Genomic DNA, 22,596 nt, shown 5'->3' with positions numbered 1-22,596 from the left:
CGGTCGAAGGAGGTGCGCGGATGGGCCGCGAGTACGTCACCGCACTCGGCCGCGCGCTCCGGCTGCTCGGGCTCGCGGTGGCTGGGCTGGCGGTGCTGCTGTTCGGGCTGATGTGTTTCCTGCCCGCGATGGCCGGGCTGATCTTCTACTACGGCTGGGGGCTGCGGAACTGCCGCCCGTTCCTCAACCGGGTGCGGGCGGTGGTGGGTCAGTGGTCCGGGACCGAGATCGCACCGCCGTACCGGCCGCGACCGCCGCTGCCCGAACGGGACGCCGACGGGCTCTACCGGCTGGGCGACAGCCTCTACCGGTCCCGGCGCCGGCTGGTCTTCCAGCACAACCTGGCCTGGGTGTCAGACGATCCGGCCACCTGGCGGGACCTGCGCTGGCTGCTGATCAACCCGGTGCTCGCCCCGCTCACCGCGCTGGCCACGGTGCTCGTGGGGCCGCGTGCACTCCGGGTATACAGCTGGTGGACCGCACGTACGCTCGGTGTGCACCGGCCGTCCGGCCAGAATCGGTTCCTGCGCTGGCTGATCCACGGCTGGGAGCTGTCCTGGCGTGGCTTCCTGCTCGGGCTGCTCGCCCTGGTGGGACTGCCGATCCTGGTGGCCAACCTGCTCGGCTTCCTCGTCTACCACGTGCTGGGCATGTGGCAGTTCTGGTGGCCGCCGCTGGTGGAGTACACCCGGCAGTTCGTCGAGCTGCACCGCAGGCTGCTGCGGGACTGGGTGGGCATCGAGATCCCGGACCCGTACCTGCCCGCCCCGCTGCCGCCGCTGCCGGAGTCCGACGGCAAGTTCCGCTTCAACAACCAGTTCTTCAGCACCCCGCAGCCGGTGCGCCGGATGCGCCGCTACGTCTGGGTGATGACCGACCGGGCGAGCTGGCGGGACCTGCTGTGGCTGCTGGTCAACGGCATCCTCGCCCCGGTGCTGGTGATCCTGCCGCCGCTGGTGGCCGCGGGCGCCTTCCTGCTCGGGGTCTGGCTGCCGGTGATCATCTCGCCGATCGTCTCGCTGTTCATGGGGCGGGAGATGCTGCCCACGATGTACGGCTGGATGCCGCTGGATCCGGTGCCCACCACGTTGTTCCGCACGCTCGGCCCACTGATCGGCCTGCCGCTCTCGGTATTCGCCGTGTATGCCGGGGTCCGGCTGGTCACGGTCTACGGCCGGTGGTGCGCGCTGCTGCTCGCGCCGACCAGGGCGGCGCTGCTGGCCCAGCGGGTGCGCAGGCTGACCGAGAGCCGCACCGAGGCGGTGGACGGCCAGGCCGCCGAACTGCGCCGGATCGAACGCGATCTGCACGACGGCGCGCAGGCGAGACTGGTCGCGCTCGGCCTGAGCCTGGGCACGGCCAAGGCGCTGGTGGACACCGATCCGGCGCGGGCCAAGGAGATGCTGGACCAGGCGCTGGCCTCCTCCTCGGCCGCGCTGACCGAACTGCGTGAGCTGGTGGCAGGCATCCACCCGCCGGTGCTGGCCGAACGCGGCCTGGCCGACGCCCTGCGCTCGGTCGCCCTGGACGCCGCGCTGCCGGTGCGGCTGACGGGGTCGCTGCCCGGCCGGTTCGCGCCGCCGGTGGAGTCGGCCGCCTACTTCGCGGTGTGCGAGCTGATGACCAACGCGATCCGGCACGCTGGCGCGGACACCGTCGTCGTACATCTTGTATACAGCGCGGATACCTTGCGTATCAGCGTGGTGGACAACGGGTGTGGCGGCGCGGACCCGGCAGGTGGCAGCGGGTTGCGGGGCATCCGGCGGCGACTGGGAGCATTCGACGGTCAGCTCATCCTGGACAGCCCGCCGGGCGGTCCCACGACGGTCAGCCTGGAGATCCCGTGCGCGTTGTCCTCGCCGAGGACCTCTACCTCCTCCGAGACGGCCTGACCCACCTGCTCACCGCACACGGTTTCGAGGTGGTCGCCGCGGTGGAGACCGGCCCCGAACTGCGTGCCGCGCTCACCGAGCACCGCCCGGACGTGGCCGTGGTCGACGTCCGGCTGCCGCCCACCCAGACCGACGAGGGCCTGCAGGTCGCACTGGCCGCCCGCACCGAGACGCCGGGACTGCCGATCCTGGTGCTCTCCCAGCACGTGCAACAGCTCTACGCCAGGGAACTGCTGGCCGACGGCACCGGCGCGATCGGCTACCTGCTCAAGGACCGGGTGTTCAACGCCGAACAGTTCGTGGACGCCCTGCGCCGGGTCGCCGCCGGTGGCACCGTGATGGACCCGGAGGTCATCGCGAAGCTGCTGGACAGCTCGCCGCGCCGCTCCGGCGTGGACCGGCTGACCCCGCGCGAACGCGAGGTGCTGGAGCTGATGGCCGAGGGCCGGTCCAACGCCGCCATCGCCCAGCGCCTGTTCGTCAGCGAGGGCGCGGTCGGCAAACACACCGCGAGCATCTTCGGCAAGCTCGAACTGGCCCCGTCCGACGACGACAACCGCCGGGTGCTGGCCGTGCTCGCCTACCTGCACGGCACGACCGGGGGCTGAGCCCGGCCCGGCTGTACGACAACGGCCAACACGGCGTACAACAACGGCCAACACGGCGTACGAGAACGGCCAACACGTGGTGCGACCGCGCGGCGGCGCGCGCTCCTGGGTGGGAGCGCGCGGCGCGGGGGGTCAGCGGGCGGGGCGGAGGATGGACGGGGGGAAGAGGCGGGAGCGCCAGCCGAGGGGTGAGTTGGCGGTGAGGCTTTCCAGGACCTGGCGGACGGCGGTGAACAGTTCCGGTTCCGGGCGGGGGGTGCCGCCGTACCAGGAGCGCTCCACCGCGCCGATGATCGTGCGCAGGCCGTTCTGGCCGTGTTCGTCCAGTTTGTGCTCGCGTACCAGCTTCCGCGCGGCCGCGCGCACCGTCTCGGTGCCGGCCACCGCCGCGCCCCGGTCCACCGAGGCGGCCATCAGTTCCTGCCAGGCCGCGCCTGCCGCGTCCGGGCCGCCGAGGGCGACCGCGTGCAGCCGCCGGTCCCGCAGGTACCGGCGCAGCCAGGACGGCACCGCCAGTGCGACCGCGGCCACGCCGAGGGCCAGCAGCAGCCACCACACGATCGGGTGGACCAGGAACCACAGCGGCACCAGCAGCGCGATCCCGCCGCTCAGCGCGGCCAGGCCCCACCACAGTTCCGGTGGTTCCTTGCCGCCGGAGACCACCCCGGCCCGTCGCTCCCGCCTGCGGGCCTGGGTGACCGCGGCGCCGCGGGCGGCGGCGGCCATGGCCAGCAGGGCCAGTGGGCCGGAGGTGAACCAGACCCACACCGGCACGATGCTGTCGTCGCGGTTGCCGTCCTTGTTCGCCTGATCGCCCTGGTTCTGGCCGGGGAGCCCGGTGGTGGTCGGCGCGGCGGTGGTGGTGCGGCCGGTGGACGGGACGATCGCCGAGCTGGTCGGCGCGCCGGGGTTGGGCTGTTCGTAGGGGTTCGCGGTGCCGCGGCTGTCCGGCAGCGGGGTCGGGTCGAACTGGATCCAGCCGACGCCGTTGAAGAACACCTCGACCCAGGCGTGCGCGTCGTTGGTGGTGATCGAGTAGTAGCCGCTGTTGTTGTAGCCGGGGGTGAACCCGACCGCGACCCTGGACGGCACGCCCACCGAGCGCAGCATGGCCGCCATCGAGGAGGCGAACTGCTCGCAGTAGCCGGTCTTGCCGTTGAACAGGAAGTCCACCAGCGGGTCGCCCTGGCCGGTGCCCGCGGTGCGCAGCTGGTACTTGAACCCGCCGCTCTGCGCCAGGAAGTGGCGGATCGCGACGGCCTTGTCGTAGTCGGTGCCCGCGTTGCGGGTGATGTTGCGGGCCAGCGATTCGACCTGCGGATCCACGTTGTGCTCGAAGTAGCGCTCGCCGATGAGCCCCGCGGTGCGGGCCCGGCCGCCGGGCGCGGCCCGCATGGACTCGACGCTGGGTTCGGGCAGCACCGCGGACTGCAGGTACTTCCCGGCCTGCCGCTTGCTGGGGGCGTGCACGATGCCCGCGCCCGGGTCGTAGTTCCAGTCCTCGGAGATGTTGGCCAGCTGCATGGGCACGCCGTAGACCGGCAGCCACGGGTCCAGGTAGCCGATCGCCTCGATCTCCACCTGCATCGGCCTGCCCTCGGCGAGCAGCCGCTGCCGGGTGGTGCCCGGCGGCATGGCCAGTTCGCCGCGGGTGGGCTGGTTGTCCAGCCTGCTGTCCACCTCGAAGCCGCGTGCGGTGTCGAACTTGCTCAGCGTGGTCACCCGCAGGTACGGCGGCTTCTCCGGCAGGCCGCGGACCCGGAACAGCTCGATGCTGCTGTCGCGTTCGAGCTGGCCGCGCAGCGAGGTGAACGTGTTGAGTCCGATGGAGGCGGTGGAGTCGGCCGCACCGCCGCCGGGCAGCCGGCCCGCGGTGCCGACCATGGTCAGCACCGCACCCGCCACCAGCGCGATCGCCACCGCGGAGGCGGCGACGCCGGCGGCCGCGGGCGCCGAGCCGTCCCCGGAGCGCAGCGCCGGCAGGCCGAGCCTGCCCCGCCACAGCCGGTGCCGCTGCCGTTCGTCGATGACCAGCAGCAGCGCGAATCCGGCCGCGCCGGCCGCGAAGGACCACCAGGGCAGCAGTTCGTCGGCCAGTGAGGCGGGCACCGCGAACACGCACAGCAGCACCAGCCCGGAGGCCGCTGGCGCGGCGGCGGCCACCGCGAGGGTGTCCACCACGATCGCGACCAGGCCCAGTGCCACGCAGACCAGGCAGAGCATGGCCGCGGTGGCGGTCACCGGCGGCACCCCGCTCTGCACCTGCGCCATCGCCTGCCGCAGCACGCCGAGCAGGTCGCCGAGCGCGCCCGGCCCCGGCAGCACGACCAGGATGCCGCTGCGGGTGAACACCGCGGTGAGGAAGCACAGCAGGCCGGCGAACTGGCCGAGCGCGACCAGCGGCGTCGGCGTGCGGACCGAGCGCAGCGCGATGCCGGTGCCCACGATCACCGCCACGGTGACCGCGACGAACACCAGCCAGCGCACGCCGTCGATGACCCCGGACAACGAGGTGGCCGCGGTCAGCACGGCCAGCCCGGCGGCACTGGGCACCACCGGCCCGGTCCAGCCGACCGGCGCGGTCACCGCCCTTCGCCTGTTCACCATCAGTCCTCGCTCACCATGGCCCAGCCCCGGCCACATGGCCGCTGGACATCCGTTCCGGCACGGTGTTGCACAGCAGTGACCACACCGCGGCCATGCCCTGTTCGGGCCTGGCCACCACCGCGCCCCAGCCCGCTGAGTTGAGCAGCCGCACCGCGTCGGCCGGGTCGTTGCCCCGGTCCTCGCGGGCGCTGGCCCAGCCGTTGACGTCGAGCAGGATGGCCAGGCTGCGCACGCCGCGCGGCCGGAAGCGCACCAGTTCGGCTATCGAGGCCGGGGTGACGTCGCCGAGCACCGCGATCAGTTCCCGGCCCGCGCCGGGGTCGCCGGTGACGGCCAGTTGCGCGCGATGCGCCGGGTGCAGCGCGGCCAGCGCGTCCAGCACCGGCACGTCGCTGAGCCCGGCCGAGGCGGAGCCACCGGCCAGCAGCACGCCCTCCTCGGTGCTCAGCCGCACGTGCTGACCGTGTTTGTGCAGGTGCAGGCAGATGCTCGCGGTCAGCGAGATCGCCCATTCCAGGCTGGAGGTGGGGCCGTTGCCGCGGTGCGCGGCCGCCCTGGTGTCCAGCAGCACGGAAACCCCGCCGTGCCAGGGGCTTTCCTCGACCCGCACCATCAGCTCGTCCCGGCGCGCGGTGGACTTCCAGTGCACCTTGCGCAGGTCGTCGCCGTGCCGGTACTGCCGGATGATCGCGTCGTCCTCGCCCTGCCCGGCCCGCAGCCGCACCGCGCCGTCATCACCGGCGCCCAGGCCGGAGCCGTGCGGCAGGCCGTTGAGCGTCATCACCTTGGGCACCACGACGAGTCGGCTGCGGCCGCCGAGTTCGCGTTCGAATTCGGCGAGGCCGAAGGGGTCGGTGACCCTGGCCCGCAGCGGTCCGAGCTGGTGCACGCCACGCATCACGGGCTGCAGCGGGTAGCGCAGCACCGCGGCGCTGCGCCGGGGCAGCCGTTCCACCACGAACCTGGGTTTGTTGCCCAGGGCGTAGGGCACGCCGTCCTCCAGCATCAGCCCGCCCGCGGGCAGCCGTCCCGAGCTGCGCACTTCCAGCCGGACCTCGGAGCCGGTGCCCACCTGCACCCGGTCGGGCACCAGGTGGCGCAGCGCGGCCAGGCCGATCCGGGCGTTCGCGGCCATCACCGCGGCGATGATCGGCAACGCGACCACGAACACCGCGATCCGCAGCAGGTCACGTTCGTCGAGCAGCAGCGCGCACAGGGCGGCGGCGAGTCCGGCGGCGAGCAGGCAACGGCCTCTGGTGGTCAGTCCCGCCAACGCGCCCATGGATCACCTGGCTCCGCGCAGGCCGGCGTGCCACTGCTGGCTCTGGTTGCCGGCGGGGCCCTGCGGCACCGGCACCCGCTGGACGAGTCCGCGGACCAGGTCGGCAGGCGAGCGGCGGGCGGCCTGGGCCTCGGCGGTGAGCACCAGGCGGTGCGCGAGCACCGGCACGGCGACCGCGTGCACGTCGTCGGGCACCACGAACTCGCGCCCGGACAGCGCCGCCTGCGCCCGCGCGGCCCGCACCAGGTGCAGGGTGGAGCGCGGCGAGGCGCCAAGGCGCAGCTCGGGCAGGCGGCGGGTGGCCGAGACCAGCTCGACGCTGTAACGCCTGATCTCCGGCGAGAGATGTACTCCACGAACGGTGGCGACGAGCTGGCGCACCCGTTCGGCGTCGGAGACGGGCTTGAGGTCGGACATGGGGTCGTGCCCGGCGTGCTCGTCGACCATGGCCAGTTCGGCCTGCGGGTCGGGGTAGCCGATGGAGACCCTGGCGGTGAACCGGTCGCGCTGCGCCTCGGGCAGGGCGTAGGTGCCCTCCATCTCCACCGGGTTCTGGGTGGCGATGACCATGAACGGCGAGTCCAGCTCGTAGCTGCGGCCGTCCACGGTGACCTGGTGCTCCTCCATGCATTCCAGCAGGGCGGACTGGGTTTTCGGCGAGGCGCGGTTGATCTCGTCGCCGACCACGATGTTGGCGAAGACCGGGCCGGGCCGGAACTCGAACTCGCTGTTCTGGCGGTTGAAGATGGACACGCCGGTGATGTCGCTGGGCAGCAGGTCCGGGGTGAACTGGATGCGGCTGACCGAGCAGTCGATGGACCTGGCCAGTGCCTTGGCCAGCGAGGTCTTGCCGACGCCCGGCACGTCCTCGACCAGGAGGTGGCCTTCGGCGAGCAGGGTGACCAGCGCGATCCGCACCACCTCGGGTTTGCCGACCAGCACCCGTTCGACGTTGGCCGCGATCCGCGACGCGGTGGCGTGCAGCTCCGGCAGTCCGCCGCCCGACTCGCGCGAGTTCACCGTGGTCCCGTCCTCACCGAACTGGTGGCCGGATAGCGCGGCGGGCTGGGTACTGGGCGTCACACGTCCTCCTGCTGAAATCATTCTGCCCCGTCGCTCCGCTCGCCCCGGACCCTGTGCGGCAGCCTGCCACGCAGTGTGTCAAAACCGGGCGAAGGCGGTTGTCGGTCAGGGTCAGTCTTACCGCACGCCTGGTTGCCCACATCGTCCCCCACTTCTCACCACCGTGGACGGCCGATAGACCAACTGGTTGCTCTCCGGCCCCGGATTCGTGGGCGGAGGGTGATCGGATGGCTGTCAATCCCGCCCGCCGCGGCTGCCTCTCCGGGCAGGTCCCCTCCCCGCCCCCCACCCGGCCCCACCGCCGTTTTCCTGCGAAAACGTCGACACACCCGGGGGACAACGGGCCCGTTTCGCGTTGACTGTGGGGGAAAGTGGGGTACTGTGGCGGCCGGTGGGGCAAACGGGGGCCCCGCTGCCGGTCCCGTCGGGTCGGTTGGGAGGTGCGTGGCCGATGTTCCTCGGCACTCACAGCCCAAAACTCGACGACAAGGGGCGGCTCACCCTGCCGGCGAAGTTCCGGGACGCACTCGCGGGGGGTCTGATGCTCACCAAGGGCCAGGACCACTGCCTGTTCGTCTTCCCGCGAGCCGAGTTCGAGCAGATGGCGCGGAAGGTGGCCGAGGCGCCGTTCACCAACGAGGCGGTCCGCGCGTACCAGCGCTACCTGTTCGCGGGCACCGACGAGCAGCGACCTGACTCGCAGGGCCGGATCTCGATCACGCCGGAGCTTCGGCGTTATGCCGCGCTGACCAAGGAATGCGTGGTCATCGGGGCGATCAACCGGCTGGAGATCTGGGACGCCACCGCCTGGGCGCGCTACCTCGAGGAGAACGAGGAGAACTACGCGCAGGCACGCGAGGAGGTGCTTCCCGGCGTCTTCTGACGTGTGAGGCATTCGGATGCGGCTTGGCCTCGGTCCGCTCGGCTTTCGACCCTGGTGCACCTTCCCCGGCACCAGGTGCGACGGGCGGGCGGGGACCTGGCGGCATCGGGAGACGTACAAGGCACCTGCTTGTCGCGCATGGGCGGGTAAGAGAGGTAGTGACCGCCATGACGGGGCAGCCGCAGCACGTGTCGGTCCTGTTGGATCGCACGCTTGAGCTGCTCGCACCCGCGCTGAGCGGACCGGACGCCGTGGTCGTCGACGCCACGCTCGGTCTGGGCGGGCATTCCGAGGCATTGCTGGCCGCGCACCCCCGGCTGACGCTGATCGGTCTGGACCGGGACACCCAGGCGCTCAAGCTCGCCGGCGAGCGACTCGCGGTATACAACTCGCGTACCCATCTTGTGCACGCGGTGTACGACGAGCTGCCCGAGGTGCTGCTCGATCTCGGTATACCGCGGGTACACGGCGTGCTCTTCGACTGCGGTGTCTCCTCCCTGCAGCTGGACGCGGTGGAACGCGGGTTCGCCTACTCCAAGGACTCCCCGCTGGACATGCGAATGGACCCGAGCGGGCCGGTCACCGCCGCGGACATCCTCAACACCTACAGCGCGGGCGAGCTGTCTCGGATCCTGCGCGACTACGGCGAGGAACGCTTCGCCGGCCGGATCGCCTCCGCCGTGGTGCGCGAGCGGGAGAAGGAGCCGTTCACCACGAGTGGACGCCTGGTGGACCTGTTGTATGCCAGCGTCCCCGCGGCCACCCGGCGCACCGGCGGACACCCGGCCAAGCGGACCTTCCAGGCACTGCGGATCGAGGTCAACGCCGAGCTGGACGTGCTGCGCCGGGCCATCCCGGCCGCCGTCGACGCGCTGCGGCTGGGCGGCCGGATCGCGGTGATGTCCTTCCAGTCGCTGGAAGACAAGATCGTCAAACGGGTGCTGGTCCAACGGGCCACCTCGACCACACCGCCGGGACTGCCGGTGGAGCTGCCCGGTCACGGCCCCGAGCTGAAGCTGCTCACCCGAGGGTCGGAACAGGCCGGTGAACAGGAACAGGCGGTCAACCCGAGGGCCGCCTCGGTGCGGCTGCGGGCCGCGGAGCGGATCAGGGAGGCGACATGACCGCACCAGCACGGCAGACCCCGCCCGAACTGCCGGAGCACGCGAGCCCGGCCAAGCCGGGCGAGCGCGGCCGCTCCGACGCCGCCGAACGCGCCTACGCCCGCCGCGAGCAACGCAAGGACCGCTGGCTGCGGCCGGTGCAGGAACGCGCCGCCGCGACCGGCTTCCGCGCGCCGTTCGTGCTCATGGTGATGTCGCTGCTGGGCATCGGCCTGGTCACCTCGCTGTGGCTGACCACGGCCGCGGCCGCCGACTCGGTGAAGCTGGAGCAGATCAAGAAGGACGCGCGCGCCCAGGCCGAACTGGTCGAGCTGCTGCGCCGGGAGGTCGCCACCAAGGAGTCCCCGGCCGAGCTGGACCGCAAGGCCAGGGAGATGGGCCTGCTGCCCGCGGTCGACCCGGCCATGCTGGTGCAGCGGCCGGACGGCAGCTGGGGCCTGGTCGGCGAGCCGAAGGCGGTCAAGCCCGCGCCCCGGCAGCAGCCGAGTCCGCCCGTGCAGAACCCGGCCCCGCCGGCCAACCCGCCCGCGCAGAACCCGGCCCCGCCCGCGCAGAACCCGCCGCCCGACCAGGGACAGCAGGGTGGCGGCCAGGGTCAGCCCGCGCAGGGCCAGCCCGGCGCCCCGGACCAGCAGGGACAGCCCGGCGGACAGCCCGCACAGGGGCAGCAGCAACCGGGTGGCCCGGCCGGCGTGGGCCAGCCAGGAGGAGCCGGCTGATGCAGCGTTCGCGCACGAGCCGCCCGGTCCGGTCGCGGTCCGTCCGCGGCGCCCGGACCAGCCGCCCGCCCGGCGGGATGGGCAACCATCGCACCCGAGCCGTGGTCGGCCGGATCATGCTGGTCATCGCGCTGGTCGCGGCCGGGGTGAAGCTGGTCGAGGTGCAGATCATCAACGCCGGCGAACTCTCCGCTGCCTCCCAGCGCCAGCGCAGCACCCCGCAGGAACTGCCCGGCCCGCGCGGCTCGATCACCGACCGCAACGGCGCGCTGCTCGCCTTCTCCAGCCAGGTCCGCGCGCTCTACGCGCTGCCGCAGCGGATCAACCAGGAGTGGGACAAGCTGGCCGAGGAGGCCAAGACCAAGGGCGTCAAGGACCACGTGCCCAACGGGGACGAGCGCAAGCGCAACATCGCGGCCAAGTTCAAGCAGGTGCTCGGCGAGGCGGTCAACGAGAACGAGATCCTGGACAAGCTGCGCAAGGACGTCAAGTACGTGGTGCTGGCGCCCAACGTGGAGCCCGGCAAGGCCAGGGAGATCACCAAGGCGTTCTCCGACGTCGGCGCCGAGTTCCGGGAGGAACGGCAGTACCCCGGCGGCACGCTGGCCTCCGACATCCTGGGCTTCGCGAACTGGCGGATGGAGGACAAGCCCAACCGCCTGGCCGGCATCGAAGGCCTGGAGAACATGCGCAACGACCTGCTGACCGGCAAGAACGGCAAGCGGGTCGTGGACACCGTGGCCAACAACGAGGACGCGGTCATCCCCGGCAGCGAGCGCGAGCTGATCCCGCCGACGCCCGGCTCCGACCTCGAACTGACCATCGACGCGGACCTGCAGTACCGGTTGCAGCAGCAGCTCACCGACTACGTCCGCCGGGTGGGCGCGCGCAACGGCTCGGCCGTGGTGCTGGACGCCAAGACCGGCGAGGTCTACGCGCTGGCCGATGACAAGCCGTATGACCTGAAGAACTTCAGCACCGCGACCAAGGACCAGCTCAACCGGTTCGCGGTCACCTCGCCGTTCGAGCCAGGCTCGGTGAACAAGATCGTCACCGCCGCGGCCGCGATCGAGCACGGCCTGGTCACCCCGACCACGGTGCTCAGCGTGCCGGGCAGCATCAGCTACCCGGGCCACGTCGTCTCCGACGCCTGGGACCACGGCACCGAGCGGATGACCTTCACCGGGGTGCTGGCCAAATCCTCCAACGTGGGCACCCTGCTCACCGCCAAGGAGATCGGCGAGGACCGCTTCGCCGACATGCTGGCCAAGTTCGGCCTCGGCAAGCGCACCGGCGTCGGCCTGCCCGGCGAGTCGCCGGGCACGGTGCCGCCGCGCGCGCAGTGGTCGCAGTCCACCTTCGGCAACCTGCCGATCGGCCAGGGCCTGAACATGACCGTGCTGCAGATGGCCGGGATGTACCAGACCATCGCCAACGACGGGGTGCGCGTGCCGCCGCGGATCGTGCGCGCCGAACTCGTCTCCACCCCCGGCGGCGGGGCCGATGCCAAGCAGCGCCGCGAGGAGAAGCGTCCGGACGGCGTGCGGGTGGTCTCCCCGGAGACGGCCAAGACCGTGCGGGACATGATGCGCGCGGTGGTGCAGCAGGTGCCGGGCAAGCCGGACCTGCGTGGCACCGGACCCGCGGCGGCGCTGGAGGGCTACCAGATCTCCGGCAAGACCGGCACCGCGCAGCAGGTCGAGAACGGCCGGTACAGCCAGAGCCAGTACTGGATCACCTTCGCCGGCATGGTGCCAGCGGACAACCCGCGGTTCGTGGTGGCGCTGATGCTGGACGCGCCCTCCGAGGGCGGCGCGGAGGGCAAGTCCGCGGCCCCGCTCTTCCACGAGGTCGCCTCCTACCTGGTGCAGCGCTACCGGATCCCGGTCTCCCCGGAGCCCAGCCCGATCCAGAACCTGATCGTGCGCTGACCACCCGGTCCAGCGACGCGAAAGCCCCGCTCCGGCAGCCGGAGCGGGGCTTTCGTCAGCGTGTGGGTCAGAGGCGGCGCAGCACCGCGACGACCTTGCCCAGGATCTGCGCCTCGTCGCCCAGGATCGGCTCGTAGGCCGGGTTGTGCGGCATCAGCCAGACGTGCCCGTCCCGGCGCTTGAACGTCTTCACCGTGGCCTCGCCGTCGATCATCGCGGCCACCACGTCCCCGTTGTCCGCGTCGGGCTGCTGGCGCACGGCCACCCAGTCCCCGTCGGTGATGGCCGCGTCGACCATCGAGTCGCCGACCACCTTGAGCAGGAACAGCGAACCCTCGCCGACCAGCTCCTTGGGCAGTGGGAAGACCTCCTCCACCGACTCCTCCGCCAGGATCGGGCCACCGGCGGCGATGCGCCCGACGACCGGCACGTAGGTCGGGACCGGGCGGGCGAAGCCCTCCGGCTCCTCCTCACCCTCCGGCGAGCGCACGCCGTAGGCCCGCGGGCGGTTGGCGTCGCGCCGCAGGTAGCCCTTGCGCTCCAGCGCGCGCAGCTGGTGCGCCACCGAGGAGGTGGAGTTCAGCCCGACCGCCTCGCCGATCTCCCGGATGCTGGGCGGGTAGCCGAAGCGCTCCAGCCAGTCCTTGATGACCTCGAGGACCTTGGTCTGCCTTGGGGTCAGCCCCACGAGTTCCGCACCCTCGGCCACCGGTTCCGGTAGGACGTGCACCTCGGCCCGTCGCGCCGCATCCCCCGCCTCGGCAGCGGGTTCAGCGCCGGTAAGAACAGGCTCCTTGGTCGTCTCGCGTGCCACGGGGGTGCCCTCCAGATCCCAGGTGAACTCAGGTTCGAACGGTAGTCGCACAGCGTGTCCAGATCAAACGGGTGTTCGAACGACACGCCGGAAATGCTTCAAATCAGCGCGCCGTGGTGGTAGACATTCGCACGGACGTTCGATCGAACAGGCGTTCGATCGGACGTCCGAGCCAGGGACCGCTCGCGTTGGATGGAGACGTCATGTCGGCGCTCACGCACACCGAAACCGCGCAGCCGCAGGCCGGGACCGGCCATGTGCCCGCCCATGTCGCCTGGCAGCGGCGCAGCCTGCGGGTCCGCCGGGCCGGGGACGGCGCGCGGCCGCACGGGCGCCCGGACAGCGAGCTGTCGACGGGGGAGTCCGGCCGGGTGATCGCCACCTGCGGGCCGGCCCGCCGCCGCGCCACCTGGGTGGACGTGGTGCTGGTCGCCCTGGTCACCGCGCTGGCCGTGCTCGGGCTGGGCCTGCTCGCCGAACTACGGATGGGCGGCGACACCGCCCCGCTGCCCGCCAAGACCATGCTCACCCAGCTCGGCGCCGGCGAGACCCTGACCGACCTGGCCCGCCGGGTCGCCCCCGGCCGCTCGACCGCCGAGGTCATCGCGCGCATCCACGAGCTGAACGCCTCGCTGTCCAACGGTCCGCACGCCGGTCAGCCGCTGTGGGTGCCCGACCTGGACGCCGATCCCGCCCGGCCCTGAGCCCGGCCGCGATCCGGCCCTGAACTGGGCTGTCTTTCACCTGAAGGCGTGATCCCGCTCGCATGTCCCCGTAACGCGTGATGACATGCGCCTGTCAACTTGCTTCCTTAACCCGCTCGGCCTAGTTTCTACCCCTACATCTAGTAGTTACACCGCTGTCTTTGTCCCACTGATTGGGTCGAGGCGGCTGGTGCGGGGAAGGGGCGAGGACCGTGCGGTGTCCATTCTGTCGGCATGCCGACTCTCGGGTGGTGGACTCCCGCGAGGTCGACGAGGGCCAGGTCATCCGCCGTCGCCGGTCCTGCCCGCAGTGCAGCCGCCGGTTCACCACGGTCGAGGAGGCCGTGCTGGCGGTGGTGAAGCGCTCCGGCGTCACCGAGCCCTTCAGCCGGGAGAAGGTGGCCCGCGGGGTCAGCCGCGCCTGCCAGGGCCGTCCGGTCGATGAGGACAAGCTGCAGCTGCTGGCCCAGCAGGTGGAGGAGGCCATCCGCTCCACCGGCGTGGCCGAGGTGCCCAGCCACGAGGTCGGCCTGGCCATCCTCGGGCCGCTGCGCGAGCTGGACGAGGTGGCCTACCTGCGCTTCGCCAGCGTGTACCGCTCCTTCACCTCGGTGGAGGACTTCGAGAAGGAGATCCTCGACCTCCGCGAGGCCAAACAGCCCGAGACCGGGGACGAGCAGGAAGCGGCGAAGAGCGAATGACCAGCCAGGAACGGCGTCCTGGGCAGCGCGCCAAGGGATCGGTAGCCAAGACCGCGGCGGCGAAGAACAAGAAGAGTCCTGCCGGACCGAAACGTACGGGGACACCGGACGGGGCCAGGCGTGCAGCAGCCAGTGAGGGAGAGCAGAAGGTCATGACGGAGACCGTCGGGACCCCGGCCACCGGGGAACAGGCCACCGGCCTGCGCATGGAGCGCGTCTACACCACCGCGGGCGTGCATCCCTATGACGAGGTCACCTGGGAGCATCGCGACGTCGTCATGACCAACTGGCGCGATGGCACGGTGAACTTCGAGCAGCGCGGCGTGGAGTTCCCCGACTTCTGGTCGGTGAACGCGGTCAACATCGTGACCAGCAAGTACTTCCGCGGCGCCGTCGGCACCGACAAGCGCGAGAGCAGCCTGCGCCAGCTCATCGACCGGGTGGTGCTGACCTACACCAAGGCCGGGGTGGACAACGGCTACTTCGCCACCGGGCAGGACGCGGAGATCTTCGAGCACGAGCTGACCTGGATGCTGCTGCACCAGGTGTTCAGCTTCAACTCGCCGGTCTGGTTCAACGTCGGCACCGCCTCCCCGCAGCAGGTCTCGGCCTGCTTCATCCTCGCCGTGGACGACACCATGGAGTCGATCCTCAACTGGTACAAGGAAGAGGGCCTGATCTTCAAGGGCGGCTCCGGCGCCGGGGTCAACCTCTCCCGCATCCGCTCCTCCCGCGAACTGCTCTCCTCCGGCGGCAGCGCCTCCGGCCCGGTCTCCTTCATGCGCGGCGCGGACGCCTCCGCGGGCACCATCAAGTCCGGCGGGGCCACCCGGCGCGCGGCCAAGATGGTCATCCTCGACGTGGACCACCCCGACGTGGAGGAGTTCATCGAGACCAAGGCCCGCGAGGAGGAGAAGATCCGCATCCTCCGGGACGGCGGCTTCGACATGGACCTCGGTGGCAAGGACATCACCAGCGTCCAGTACCAGAACGCGAACAACTCGATCCGGGTCTCGGACGAGTTCATGCGGGCGGTGGAAGGCGGCGGCAGCTACCACCTGCGCTCCCGCACCACCGGCGAGGCGATCGACTCCAGGGACGCCAAGGAGATCTTCCGCAAGCTGGCCAAGGCCGCCTGGGAGTGCGCGGACCCCGGCATCCAGTACGACGGCACCATCAACGACTGGCACACCTGCCCGGAGTCGGGCCGGATCAGCGCGTCCAACCCGTGCTCGGAGTACATGCACCTGGACAACTCCAGCTGCAACCTGGCCTCGCTGAACCTGATGAAGTTCCTCAACGAGGACGGCACCTTCGCCGGCGAGCGCTTCGCCAAGGCGGTGGAGTTCGTCATCACCGCGATGGACATCTCGATCTGCTTCGCCGACTTCCCGACCGAGCCGATCGGCGACACCACCCGCAAGTTCCGCCAGCTCGGCATCGGCTACGCCAACCTGGGCGCGCTGCTGATGGCCACCGGCCACGCCTATGACTCCGACGGCGGGCGCGCGCTGGCCGCCGCGATCACCTCGCTGATGACCGGCACCGCGTACAAGCGCTCCGCCGAGCTGGCCGGGGTGGTCGGCGCGTACGAGGGCTACGCCCGCAACGCCGACGGCCACCAGCGGGTCATGCGCAAGCACGCCGCGGCCAACGACCTGGTCCGCACCATGCACAGCAACGACAAGGCCGTGCACAAGCTGGCCACCATCGCCTGGCAGGACTGCCTGGTCACCGGCAACCGCAACGGCTGGCGCAACGCGCAGGCCAGCGTGCTCGCCCCCACCGGCACCATCGGCCTGATGATGGACTGCGACACCACCGGCATCGAACCGGACCTGGCACTGGTCAAGTTCAAGAAGCTGGTCGGCGGCGGCTCCATGCAGATCGTCAACCAGACCGTGCCGCGCGCGCTGAGCGCCCTGGGTTACCAGGACGAGCAGGTCGAGGCGATCGTGGAGTACATCGGCGAGCACGGCCACGTGGTGGACGCGCCGGGTCTGCGGCTGGAGCACTACGAGGTCTTCGACTGCGCGATGGGCGAGCGCTCCATCGCCGCGATGGGCCACGTCCGGATGATGGCCGCGGTGCAGCCGTTCATCTCCGGCGCCATCTCCAAGACGGTGAACATGCCGGAGACGGCCACCGTGGAGGAGGTCGAGAAGATCTACTACGAGGGCTGGAAGCTCGGCCTGAAGGCGCTGGCGATCTACCGGGACAACTGCAAGGTCGGCCAGCCGCTCTCGGCTGGCAAGAGCGCGACCAAGTCCGGGGAGCGGCAGCCCGAGACGATCATCGAGTACCGCCCGGTCCGCAAGCGCCTGCCGAAGAAGCGCCCCAGCCAGACGGTGTCCTTCACCGTTGGCGGCGCCGAGGGCTACCTGACCGCCGGCTCCTTCCCGGACGACGGCCTCGGCGAGATCTTCGTCAAGCTCGGCAAGCAGGGCTCGACGCTGGCCGGCGTCATGGACGCCTTCTCCATGTCCATCTCGGTGGGCCTGCAGTACGGCATCCCGCTGGAGTTCTACGTCTCGAAGTTCATGAACCAGCGCTTCGAGCCGGCGGGCATGACCGACGACCCGGACGTCCGCATCGCCACCAGCCTGCTGGACTACCTGTTCCGCCGCCTGGCCCTGGACTACCTCCCACCCGCCAAGCGCGCCGAACTCGGCATCTTCACCGCCGACGAGCGCTCGGCCCAGGTCGAGGCCGAGTACGGCCCCGGCGAGGTCGACCTGACCGCCCTGCGCACCACGGTCGAGGCCAGGCCCGCCACGGGCAAGGGCGAGATCGCGGCCAAGCCGGCCGAGGTCACGGTCGGCAGCTCCACTGAGCTGATCGAGTTGCAGCTGGGCATGGCCGCCGACGCGCCGCTCTGCTTCACCTGCGGCACGAAGATGCGCCGCGCGGGGTCCTGCTACGTGTGCGAGGGCTGCGGCTCGACCTCGGGTTGCAGCTGATACCGAGCCGAGTTGCGTTTGATGCAACATTGAACAAGGTGCGCACAAGCTGATAGCGCGCACGTCAGAGTGGGGGCCAGTCGACGGGCTGGCCCCCACTCTGTGTTGTTGACCTGGGAAGATCAAGTCCTCCTGGACAGGACTCAACGATGTTGTGTTAGATGCAACGTTATGGAGAGGGCTGTTAATCTTCCTGGCGCGGCGCATCTAGTGCTGGCTGACGGCGTGGTGCACCTGGATCCGGCGTCGGCTGTGTTCAAGGCGATGCTGGAGGGTTGGGAGACTCAGCAGCGGGCTCGGTTCCTGAAGGCTGGCGGCACGATCAAGCCGCGGTTGGACCTGGTGCGCCGGTTCGCCGAGTACACCAACCAGTACCCGTGGCAGTGGGAGCCCGCCGAGGTTGAGGCGTTCATTGTCTCGCTGTCGATCGCGCCATCGACGGCGCGCAACTACCAGAATTGCCTACGGATGTTCTGCGAGTTCGTCACCGACGCCCGCTACGGCTGGCCGGCAAAGTGCCTGGATATTTTCGGCGCGGTACCGCGGCAGATCCTGCACGAGGCCAACACGATCAGCCACGTCACCGACTACGAGGGCAATCCTGGTCGTCGTCCGCTGTCCTACGACGAAGTGCAGGCCCTGTTCGACGCTTCCGACGGGCGCGTCGAGGAGATTCAGTCGCGGCATCGCAAGGGCGCGCTGACCGCGATGCGCGATTCAGCGATGTTGAAGGTGATCTACGCCTTTGGGCTACGCCGCCAAGAAGCGGTCGGCTTGGATGTGGCCGACTGGCGGCATAACCCCAAGGTTCCGGCCTTTGGGCGTTTTGGCGGGGTGTTCGTGCGCTGGGGAAAGTCCACTAACGGCAGCCCACCCAGGCGGCGCACCGTGTTCACCGTCGCCGAGTTCGACTGGATCGTGCCCGTGATGGAGCACTACCTCGAAGAGGTCCGCCCGTTGCTGGCACCGGGAAAGCATCCGGCGATGTGGGTGACCGAACGCTGTGGTCGTATCTCACGTCGCCGCCTCAACCGCACTTTCGGGCTTGTGCGGGATTTGGCTGGCCTTCCTTCCGAGCTCGACTTGCACGCGCTGCGACACAGCTTCGTGACCCACTTGGTTGAGTTCGACTACCCCGAGAAATTCGTCCAAGACCAGTGCGGACATTCGTGGGGAAGCACGACGGCGATTTACACGGGCGTGTCGGACGAGTACCGCAACCGCTTGGTTCAGCGCGCTTTAAGGGAACGCCATCCCGACCTGTGGAAGGACCAACCGTGATCAAGAAGATGGGCTTCCAATGGCGGCTGCGGCTGCGGATGGCGGAGAAGGGATATTTTCAGACCTCAGACTTGGTGCCCCTGCTGGCAGAACGCGGAATCGTTTTGTCCCGCGAGCAGGTATTCCGCCTGGTTACCCAGCCGCCCCAAAGGCTGTCGATGGACACCTTGGCCGCGCTCTGCGACATCCTCGACTGCCAGCCCAACGACCTGATCGAGGTCCAAGTTGTCAATGAGAAGGTTCGCAAGGTCGCTGGCGAAGCCAAGCGGTCTGCGCCACAGGCGAGGCGCACGACCATACGTCGCCCCGAGGGTCTATGACCCGCAAGCAGCCCGCCCCGCTGTCGGAAGCGTTGGTAGCAAAGACAACCCGACTGTTAATGGGTGCGGTCCCAAGTCTGGACACCGATCAAGCCTGGGAGCTGCTGATCGTCGCTGCGGGCAAGAACGCATCGATGCGGCAAGTCCATGATTTCCTTTCCCGGCATCCAGATGCCCTGCGACACGGGCTGTCAGACTCGCCCCTCGCGCTCGGTCGCCTGGCCCGTCTTCTCGTTGACCTCGGTGTAGGCGACATCGTCGAGCCAACATGCTTCGACTGTGGACGTACTATCGCCCGTCCACATCGAGTGGAAGGCGGGCGTGTTTGCCGGCGCTGCTACCGCCATAGGCTCACCGGACTCTGTTGCCGCTGCGGACAATCGCGGCCAATCATGGCCCGTCTTCCGGAAGGTGTCATCTGTCCAACGTGCTATGGCCGAGAGACCCGCGAACTATGTGCGAACTGCGGTGGTCTGTTTCGGGTAACTGCTCGTCGCGCAGACGGCAAACCGCTATGTCAGACGTGCAGGCCGCGACGACTGGAAAAGTGTGTGGTTTGTGGGACCGAACAGCCGGTTGCGATGCGATACGAGATCAACGCGGTCTGTAAACGATGTTACCGACTTACATTCCAACCCCGTCGCGAATGCGGAAGGTGTGGGAAGACCGCCCAGATCGCGAAGGCGGCGACGGCGGAGCAGCCGGATATCTGCACAAACTGCAATGCTGGGCCGATCCAGACGTGCTCGGTCTGTGGGCGTCGACGACCATGCCACAGAGGTAAACACGGCGTTCCAAGGTGCGAGTAGTGCCGCCCTCGCGCGCCGCGCGACTGCTATATCTGTCATCGGGCCAGAATCGTGCACACCGTGTGGCCCATCGGACCGGTTTGCAGGACTTGCTATTCGGCGACTCGGGATTCTCCGGCTACGTGCTCTACTTGTGGACAGCATCAGGTACTCGTCGCGAAGGATTCATTCGGCCGCCGAGTCTGCGGACCGTGCGTCGGGCTTGCCACCGACTACTCGTGCCATGCCTGTGGAACCGCCGCTGACTTCTACGAGCGCGGTCGTTGCGCTCGTTGCGTGATGTCCCAGAGGGTACGCGATTTGTTGACAAACCCGGAAGGCAGCGTTCTCCCGCAACTCCGTCCGCTCGTGATTGCCTTCGATGCGGTGGACAAACCGCGGTCAGTGATTCGATGGTTGAGCAAAAGCGCCGGAGCGCGCCTTCTATCGCAGATCGCGTCCGAGGAATCCGAGATAACCCACGCGACGCTCGACAAGTTCCCGCAGACCCTGCACCTCAACCACGTACGGCAGACGCTGGTTCACACGGGAGTGCTCCCTGAGCGCGATGAATACCTCGATCGCATCGATCCCTGGCTCGACACGCTGGTGAGCAGCCACCCCGAGGAACGCGCCCAGTTGGTACGCGCCTACGCCCGCTGGCACGTCCTGCGCCGGGCTCGAAGCCGCGCGAGCCGTCGGACATTCACCAGCGATGCAGGTCGGCGAGCGCGAACCATGATCCGAGTCGCGCTCGAGTGGCTCACCTGGCTCGATGACATCGACCGGAAACTAGCCGATGTTCGGCAGGACGAAATCGATCAGTGGCTAACGGCTAATCCCACCAGACGCGGATACATGATCGATGGCTTCGTCGCCTGGGCGAAAGGTCGACGCCTGATGGAAGGTGGGACGATTCCCAGCTACCCCAAGGGAGAGCCCGCCTGTTTTCTGGACGACGATCAACGTTGGCAGCAGCTCAAGCGATGTCTTGATGACGATGGCGTCGCCCTCACGGGCCGGGTGGCAGGAGCCCTCGTGCTTCTATTCGGGCAGTCGCCAACCCGGCTGATCCACTTAAGTGCTGCGCACGTCGAACAGCAAGGCGAGCACACGTTCCTCCAACTCGACGAACGGCCCGTTCTCCTGCCGCCCAAGCTTGCAAAAATCGTCATCAAGCTGCGTGACACTGGTCGCCCGAGCTCAGTCCTGGGCCGTGCGCACCCAGGTACTCATTGGTTGTTCGCCAGCGTCACTCCCGGCCGACCTCTGAGCATCGCCGGGCTGCGTCGGCGCCTGGACGAGCTGGGAATCCGGACTCGTCCAGCCCGGAACGCGGCGATGATGGCTCTGGCCACTGACCTGCCGGCCGCAGTGCTCGCGGACCTCTTCGGGCTGCACATCGTCACAGCAGTTCGCTGGGTGAAGTACGCCAAGCGTGACTGGGCGGCCTACGTGGCTGAGCGGGCCACCGAGGCCAATGGGAACTCCGCAGGGTCTCGCGCGGTCGACAACCCCACAGTAGGAAGCCAGCAACTGAGGGAATCTCGCTCGACCGTACCTCGGTGACCCATTTGGCGCCGACAGCACCGGCACCAATGGGCGACCTCCTGACGCTCGGCGCGAGAGTACACACTCGGCGGATTGAAAGTCCGTCTGTCGCGTACCTGTGATACGGTGTGGCTGTACTCATCGGCCAATTGGAGGAGCTCTCGCGTGACCACGACCTACGCGTTCTGGAACAACAAGGGCGGTACGGGCAAGACGAGCCTGTGTTTCCAGTCCATGGCCTTCTATGCCCACCAGAACCCGGGCAAGCGGGTCTTGGCCATCGACGTCTGCCCACAGGCCAACCTGTCCGAGCTGCTTCTCGGTGGGTTGACGGGTAAGGGCAGCGAAGTCCTGCTCGCCCGCCAGAATGAGCCGACCCGCAGGACCATCGGCGGCTACTTCGAACTGCGCGTCCCTACCCCGTGGTCGGCCCCGGCGATTGATCCCGACCTCTACATCTCTCACCCGGCGGACTACAACTCCGTGATCCCGGACAACCTCGACCTCATCGCCGGAGACCCGATCTTGGAGTTGCAGGCCAACGCTGTCTCCACGCTGGCCAACACGCAGCTGGCTGGCACCCCCACCTGGCTACGCGTTATCGACTGGATCCGGAACCTGGTCGATACCCTGGAGAGTAGGTACGACGCGATCTTCATCGACGCGAACCCGTCGTTCTCGATGTACACCCAGATCGCCCTCGCAACCGCCGACCGCTTGGTCCTGCCGGTGATGGCCGACGACTCCTCGCGCCGGGCAATCCAGAACGCGTTCTCGTTGATCTACGGCCTGAAGCTGCCGTCCGAGATCTACACCCAGTACGCCTTCGCCACGAAGTTGAAGGCGGAGGGTCGTGTTCTGCCGAAGGTGCACGTGATTGCGAAGAACCGGCTCACTCAGTACGTCGTCGCGGCGTCGGGGTACTCCGCCGTGCTCAAGACCATCGACGCGGACGTGAAGACGCTCATCGCGGCGAACCCCGGGATGTTCACCGCGAGCGAGGCGAAGGACGTCATGGTTGAGATCCGGGACTTCCAGACCGCCGGGGTCGTTTCGTTCGCCCGCGGCTGCCCGTTCTATGCCCAGCAGCCGGGTCGCCCGGAGATCGAGGGAAAGCGCGTGCAGGTCAAGAGTGAGTACCTCCAGAACTGCATCCAGTCGATGCAATCACTCGTCGACGAGCTCTGAACTCGGTGACCTGACGGGGTGAGTCCTGCGTGATGGTGATCATTGGCTGTCGTCGGCGACTCTAGGCATGGGCCCACAGGGTGGATTAATGCTGGTCACCTGTTTACCGGAGGTGTGTCAACGGTACGTGGAGACCATCGCGGATGGGCGAATAGCGCAC

At 69.2% G+C, this 22,596-nt stretch carries 17 protein-coding genes; 13 read left to right on the top strand and 4 right to left on the bottom strand.

The genetic code is table 11. From position 1 onward, the window contains the following. The first annotated feature begins 20 nt into the window (after nt 1-20). Together HNR67_RS39655 and HNR67_RS39650 are read left to right on the top strand one after the other, a co-directional pair. Nucleotides 21-1,892 carry a sensor histidine kinase gene (locus tag HNR67_RS39655; protein ID WP_185008595.1) on the top strand — a complete coding sequence of 624 codons (1,872 nt, stop codon included), beginning with the start codon at nt 21-23 and terminating at the stop codon, nt 1,890-1,892. After that, on the top strand, nt 1,844-2,500 hold the full coding sequence (locus HNR67_RS39650; RefSeq protein WP_185008593.1) for a response regulator: 657 nt from the start codon (nt 1,844-1,846) through the stop codon (nt 2,498-2,500). Before HNR67_RS39655 ends, HNR67_RS39650 begins: the two co-directional genes overlap by 49 nt. Nucleotides 2,501-2,632: 132 nt before the next feature. Here HNR67_RS39650 and HNR67_RS39645 read toward each other — a convergent pair whose 3' ends face one another. Genes HNR67_RS39645 through HNR67_RS39635 form a run of 3 tightly spaced genes read right to left on the bottom strand, consistent with a single transcriptional unit; the run spans nt 2,633 to nt 7,472 of the window. Further along, entirely contained in the window at nt 2,633-5,104 is a 2,472-nt protein-coding gene (locus HNR67_RS39645) for a transglutaminase family protein (protein ID WP_312989144.1), read from the bottom strand. A gap of 13 nt (nt 5,105-5,117) precedes the next feature. Further along, the gene (locus tag HNR67_RS39640; RefSeq protein ID WP_185008589.1) at nt 5,118-6,389 is read right to left on the bottom strand and encodes a DUF58 domain-containing protein; all 1,272 of its coding nucleotides are present in this window, start codon (nt 6,387-6,389) and stop codon (nt 5,118-5,120) included. A gap of 3 nt (nt 6,390-6,392) precedes the next feature. Then, nucleotides 6,393-7,472, bottom strand: a complete 1,080-nt coding sequence (locus tag HNR67_RS39635) for an AAA family ATPase (RefSeq protein WP_407645166.1) — start codon at nt 7,470-7,472, stop codon at nt 6,393-6,395. 451 nt (nt 7,473-7,923) lie between these two features. Here HNR67_RS39635 and mraZ point away from each other — a divergent pair, with 451 nt between their 5' ends. From mraZ to HNR67_RS39615, 4 genes are all read left to right on the top strand, one after another. Next, nucleotides 7,924-8,355 (top strand): division/cell wall cluster transcriptional repressor MraZ, encoded by a 432-nt coding sequence (gene mraZ / locus HNR67_RS39630; RefSeq protein ID WP_185008585.1) that lies wholly within the window; start codon nt 7,924-7,926, stop codon nt 8,353-8,355. Between the two features lie 167 nt (nt 8,356-8,522). Continuing rightward, nucleotides 8,523-9,479, top strand: a complete 957-nt coding sequence (gene rsmH / locus HNR67_RS39625) for a 16S rRNA (cytosine(1402)-N(4))-methyltransferase RsmH (RefSeq protein WP_185011650.1) — start codon at nt 8,523-8,525, stop codon at nt 9,477-9,479. Further along, on the top strand, nt 9,476-10,198 hold the full coding sequence (locus HNR67_RS39620) for a hypothetical protein (protein WP_185008583.1): 723 nt from the start codon (nt 9,476-9,478) through the stop codon (nt 10,196-10,198). The genes rsmH and HNR67_RS39620 overlap by 4 nt, the downstream gene beginning before the upstream one ends. Further along, on the top strand, nt 10,198-12,129 hold the full coding sequence (locus HNR67_RS39615; protein ID WP_185008581.1) for a peptidoglycan D,D-transpeptidase FtsI family protein: 1,932 nt from the start codon (nt 10,198-10,200) through the stop codon (nt 12,127-12,129). Before HNR67_RS39620 ends, HNR67_RS39615 begins: the two co-directional genes overlap by 1 nt. Before the next feature lie 67 nt (nt 12,130-12,196). Here HNR67_RS39615 and lexA read toward each other — a convergent pair whose 3' ends face one another. After that, nucleotides 12,197-12,943 carry a transcriptional repressor LexA gene (gene lexA / locus HNR67_RS39610; RefSeq protein ID WP_185008579.1) on the bottom strand — a complete coding sequence of 249 codons (747 nt, stop codon included), beginning with the start codon at nt 12,941-12,943 and terminating at the stop codon, nt 12,197-12,199. 203 nt (nt 12,944-13,146) lie between these two features. On the opposite strand from lexA, the gene HNR67_RS39605 reads away from it, so the two are divergent. From HNR67_RS39605 to HNR67_RS39575, 7 genes are all read left to right on the top strand, one after another. Next, nucleotides 13,147-13,647 carry a hypothetical protein gene (locus HNR67_RS39605; protein ID WP_185008577.1) on the top strand — a complete coding sequence of 167 codons (501 nt, stop codon included), beginning with the start codon at nt 13,147-13,149 and terminating at the stop codon, nt 13,645-13,647. A gap of 212 nt (nt 13,648-13,859) precedes the next feature. Beyond that, complete coding sequence (gene nrdR, locus HNR67_RS39600) at nt 13,860-14,348, top strand: transcriptional regulator NrdR (protein ID WP_185008575.1); 489 nt, start codon at nt 13,860-13,862, stop codon at nt 14,346-14,348. A 152-nt stretch (nt 14,349-14,500) separates the two neighbouring features. Then, nucleotides 14,501-17,308, top strand: coding sequence for a vitamin B12-dependent ribonucleotide reductase (locus tag HNR67_RS39595; RefSeq protein WP_185008574.1), 2,808 nt, complete (start codon nt 14,501-14,503; stop codon nt 17,306-17,308). A gap of 225 nt (nt 17,309-17,533) precedes the next feature. Next, nucleotides 17,534-18,589: a tyrosine-type recombinase/integrase gene (locus HNR67_RS39590; RefSeq protein ID WP_221490206.1), complete on the top strand. Its 1,056-nt coding sequence runs from the start codon at nt 17,534-17,536 to the stop codon at nt 18,587-18,589. Then, on the top strand, nt 18,586-18,909 hold the full coding sequence (locus HNR67_RS39585; RefSeq protein ID WP_185008569.1) for a helix-turn-helix domain-containing protein: 324 nt from the start codon (nt 18,586-18,588) through the stop codon (nt 18,907-18,909). Before HNR67_RS39590 ends, HNR67_RS39585 begins: the two co-directional genes overlap by 4 nt. A 1,157-nt stretch (nt 18,910-20,066) precedes the next feature. Beyond that, complete coding sequence (locus HNR67_RS39580; RefSeq protein ID WP_185008567.1) at nt 20,067-21,266, top strand: hypothetical protein; 1,200 nt, start codon at nt 20,067-20,069, stop codon at nt 21,264-21,266. Between the two features lie 147 nt (nt 21,267-21,413). Next, complete coding sequence (locus HNR67_RS39575; protein WP_185008565.1) at nt 21,414-22,436, top strand: ParA family protein; 1,023 nt, start codon at nt 21,414-21,416, stop codon at nt 22,434-22,436. Nucleotides 22,437-22,596: the final 160 nt, after the last annotated feature.

Source organism: Crossiella cryophila (assembly GCF_014204915.1).
GTDB lineage: Bacteria > Actinomycetota > Actinomycetes > Mycobacteriales > Pseudonocardiaceae > Crossiella > Crossiella cryophila.
This window is presented reverse-complemented; position numbering and strand designations above follow the sequence as displayed.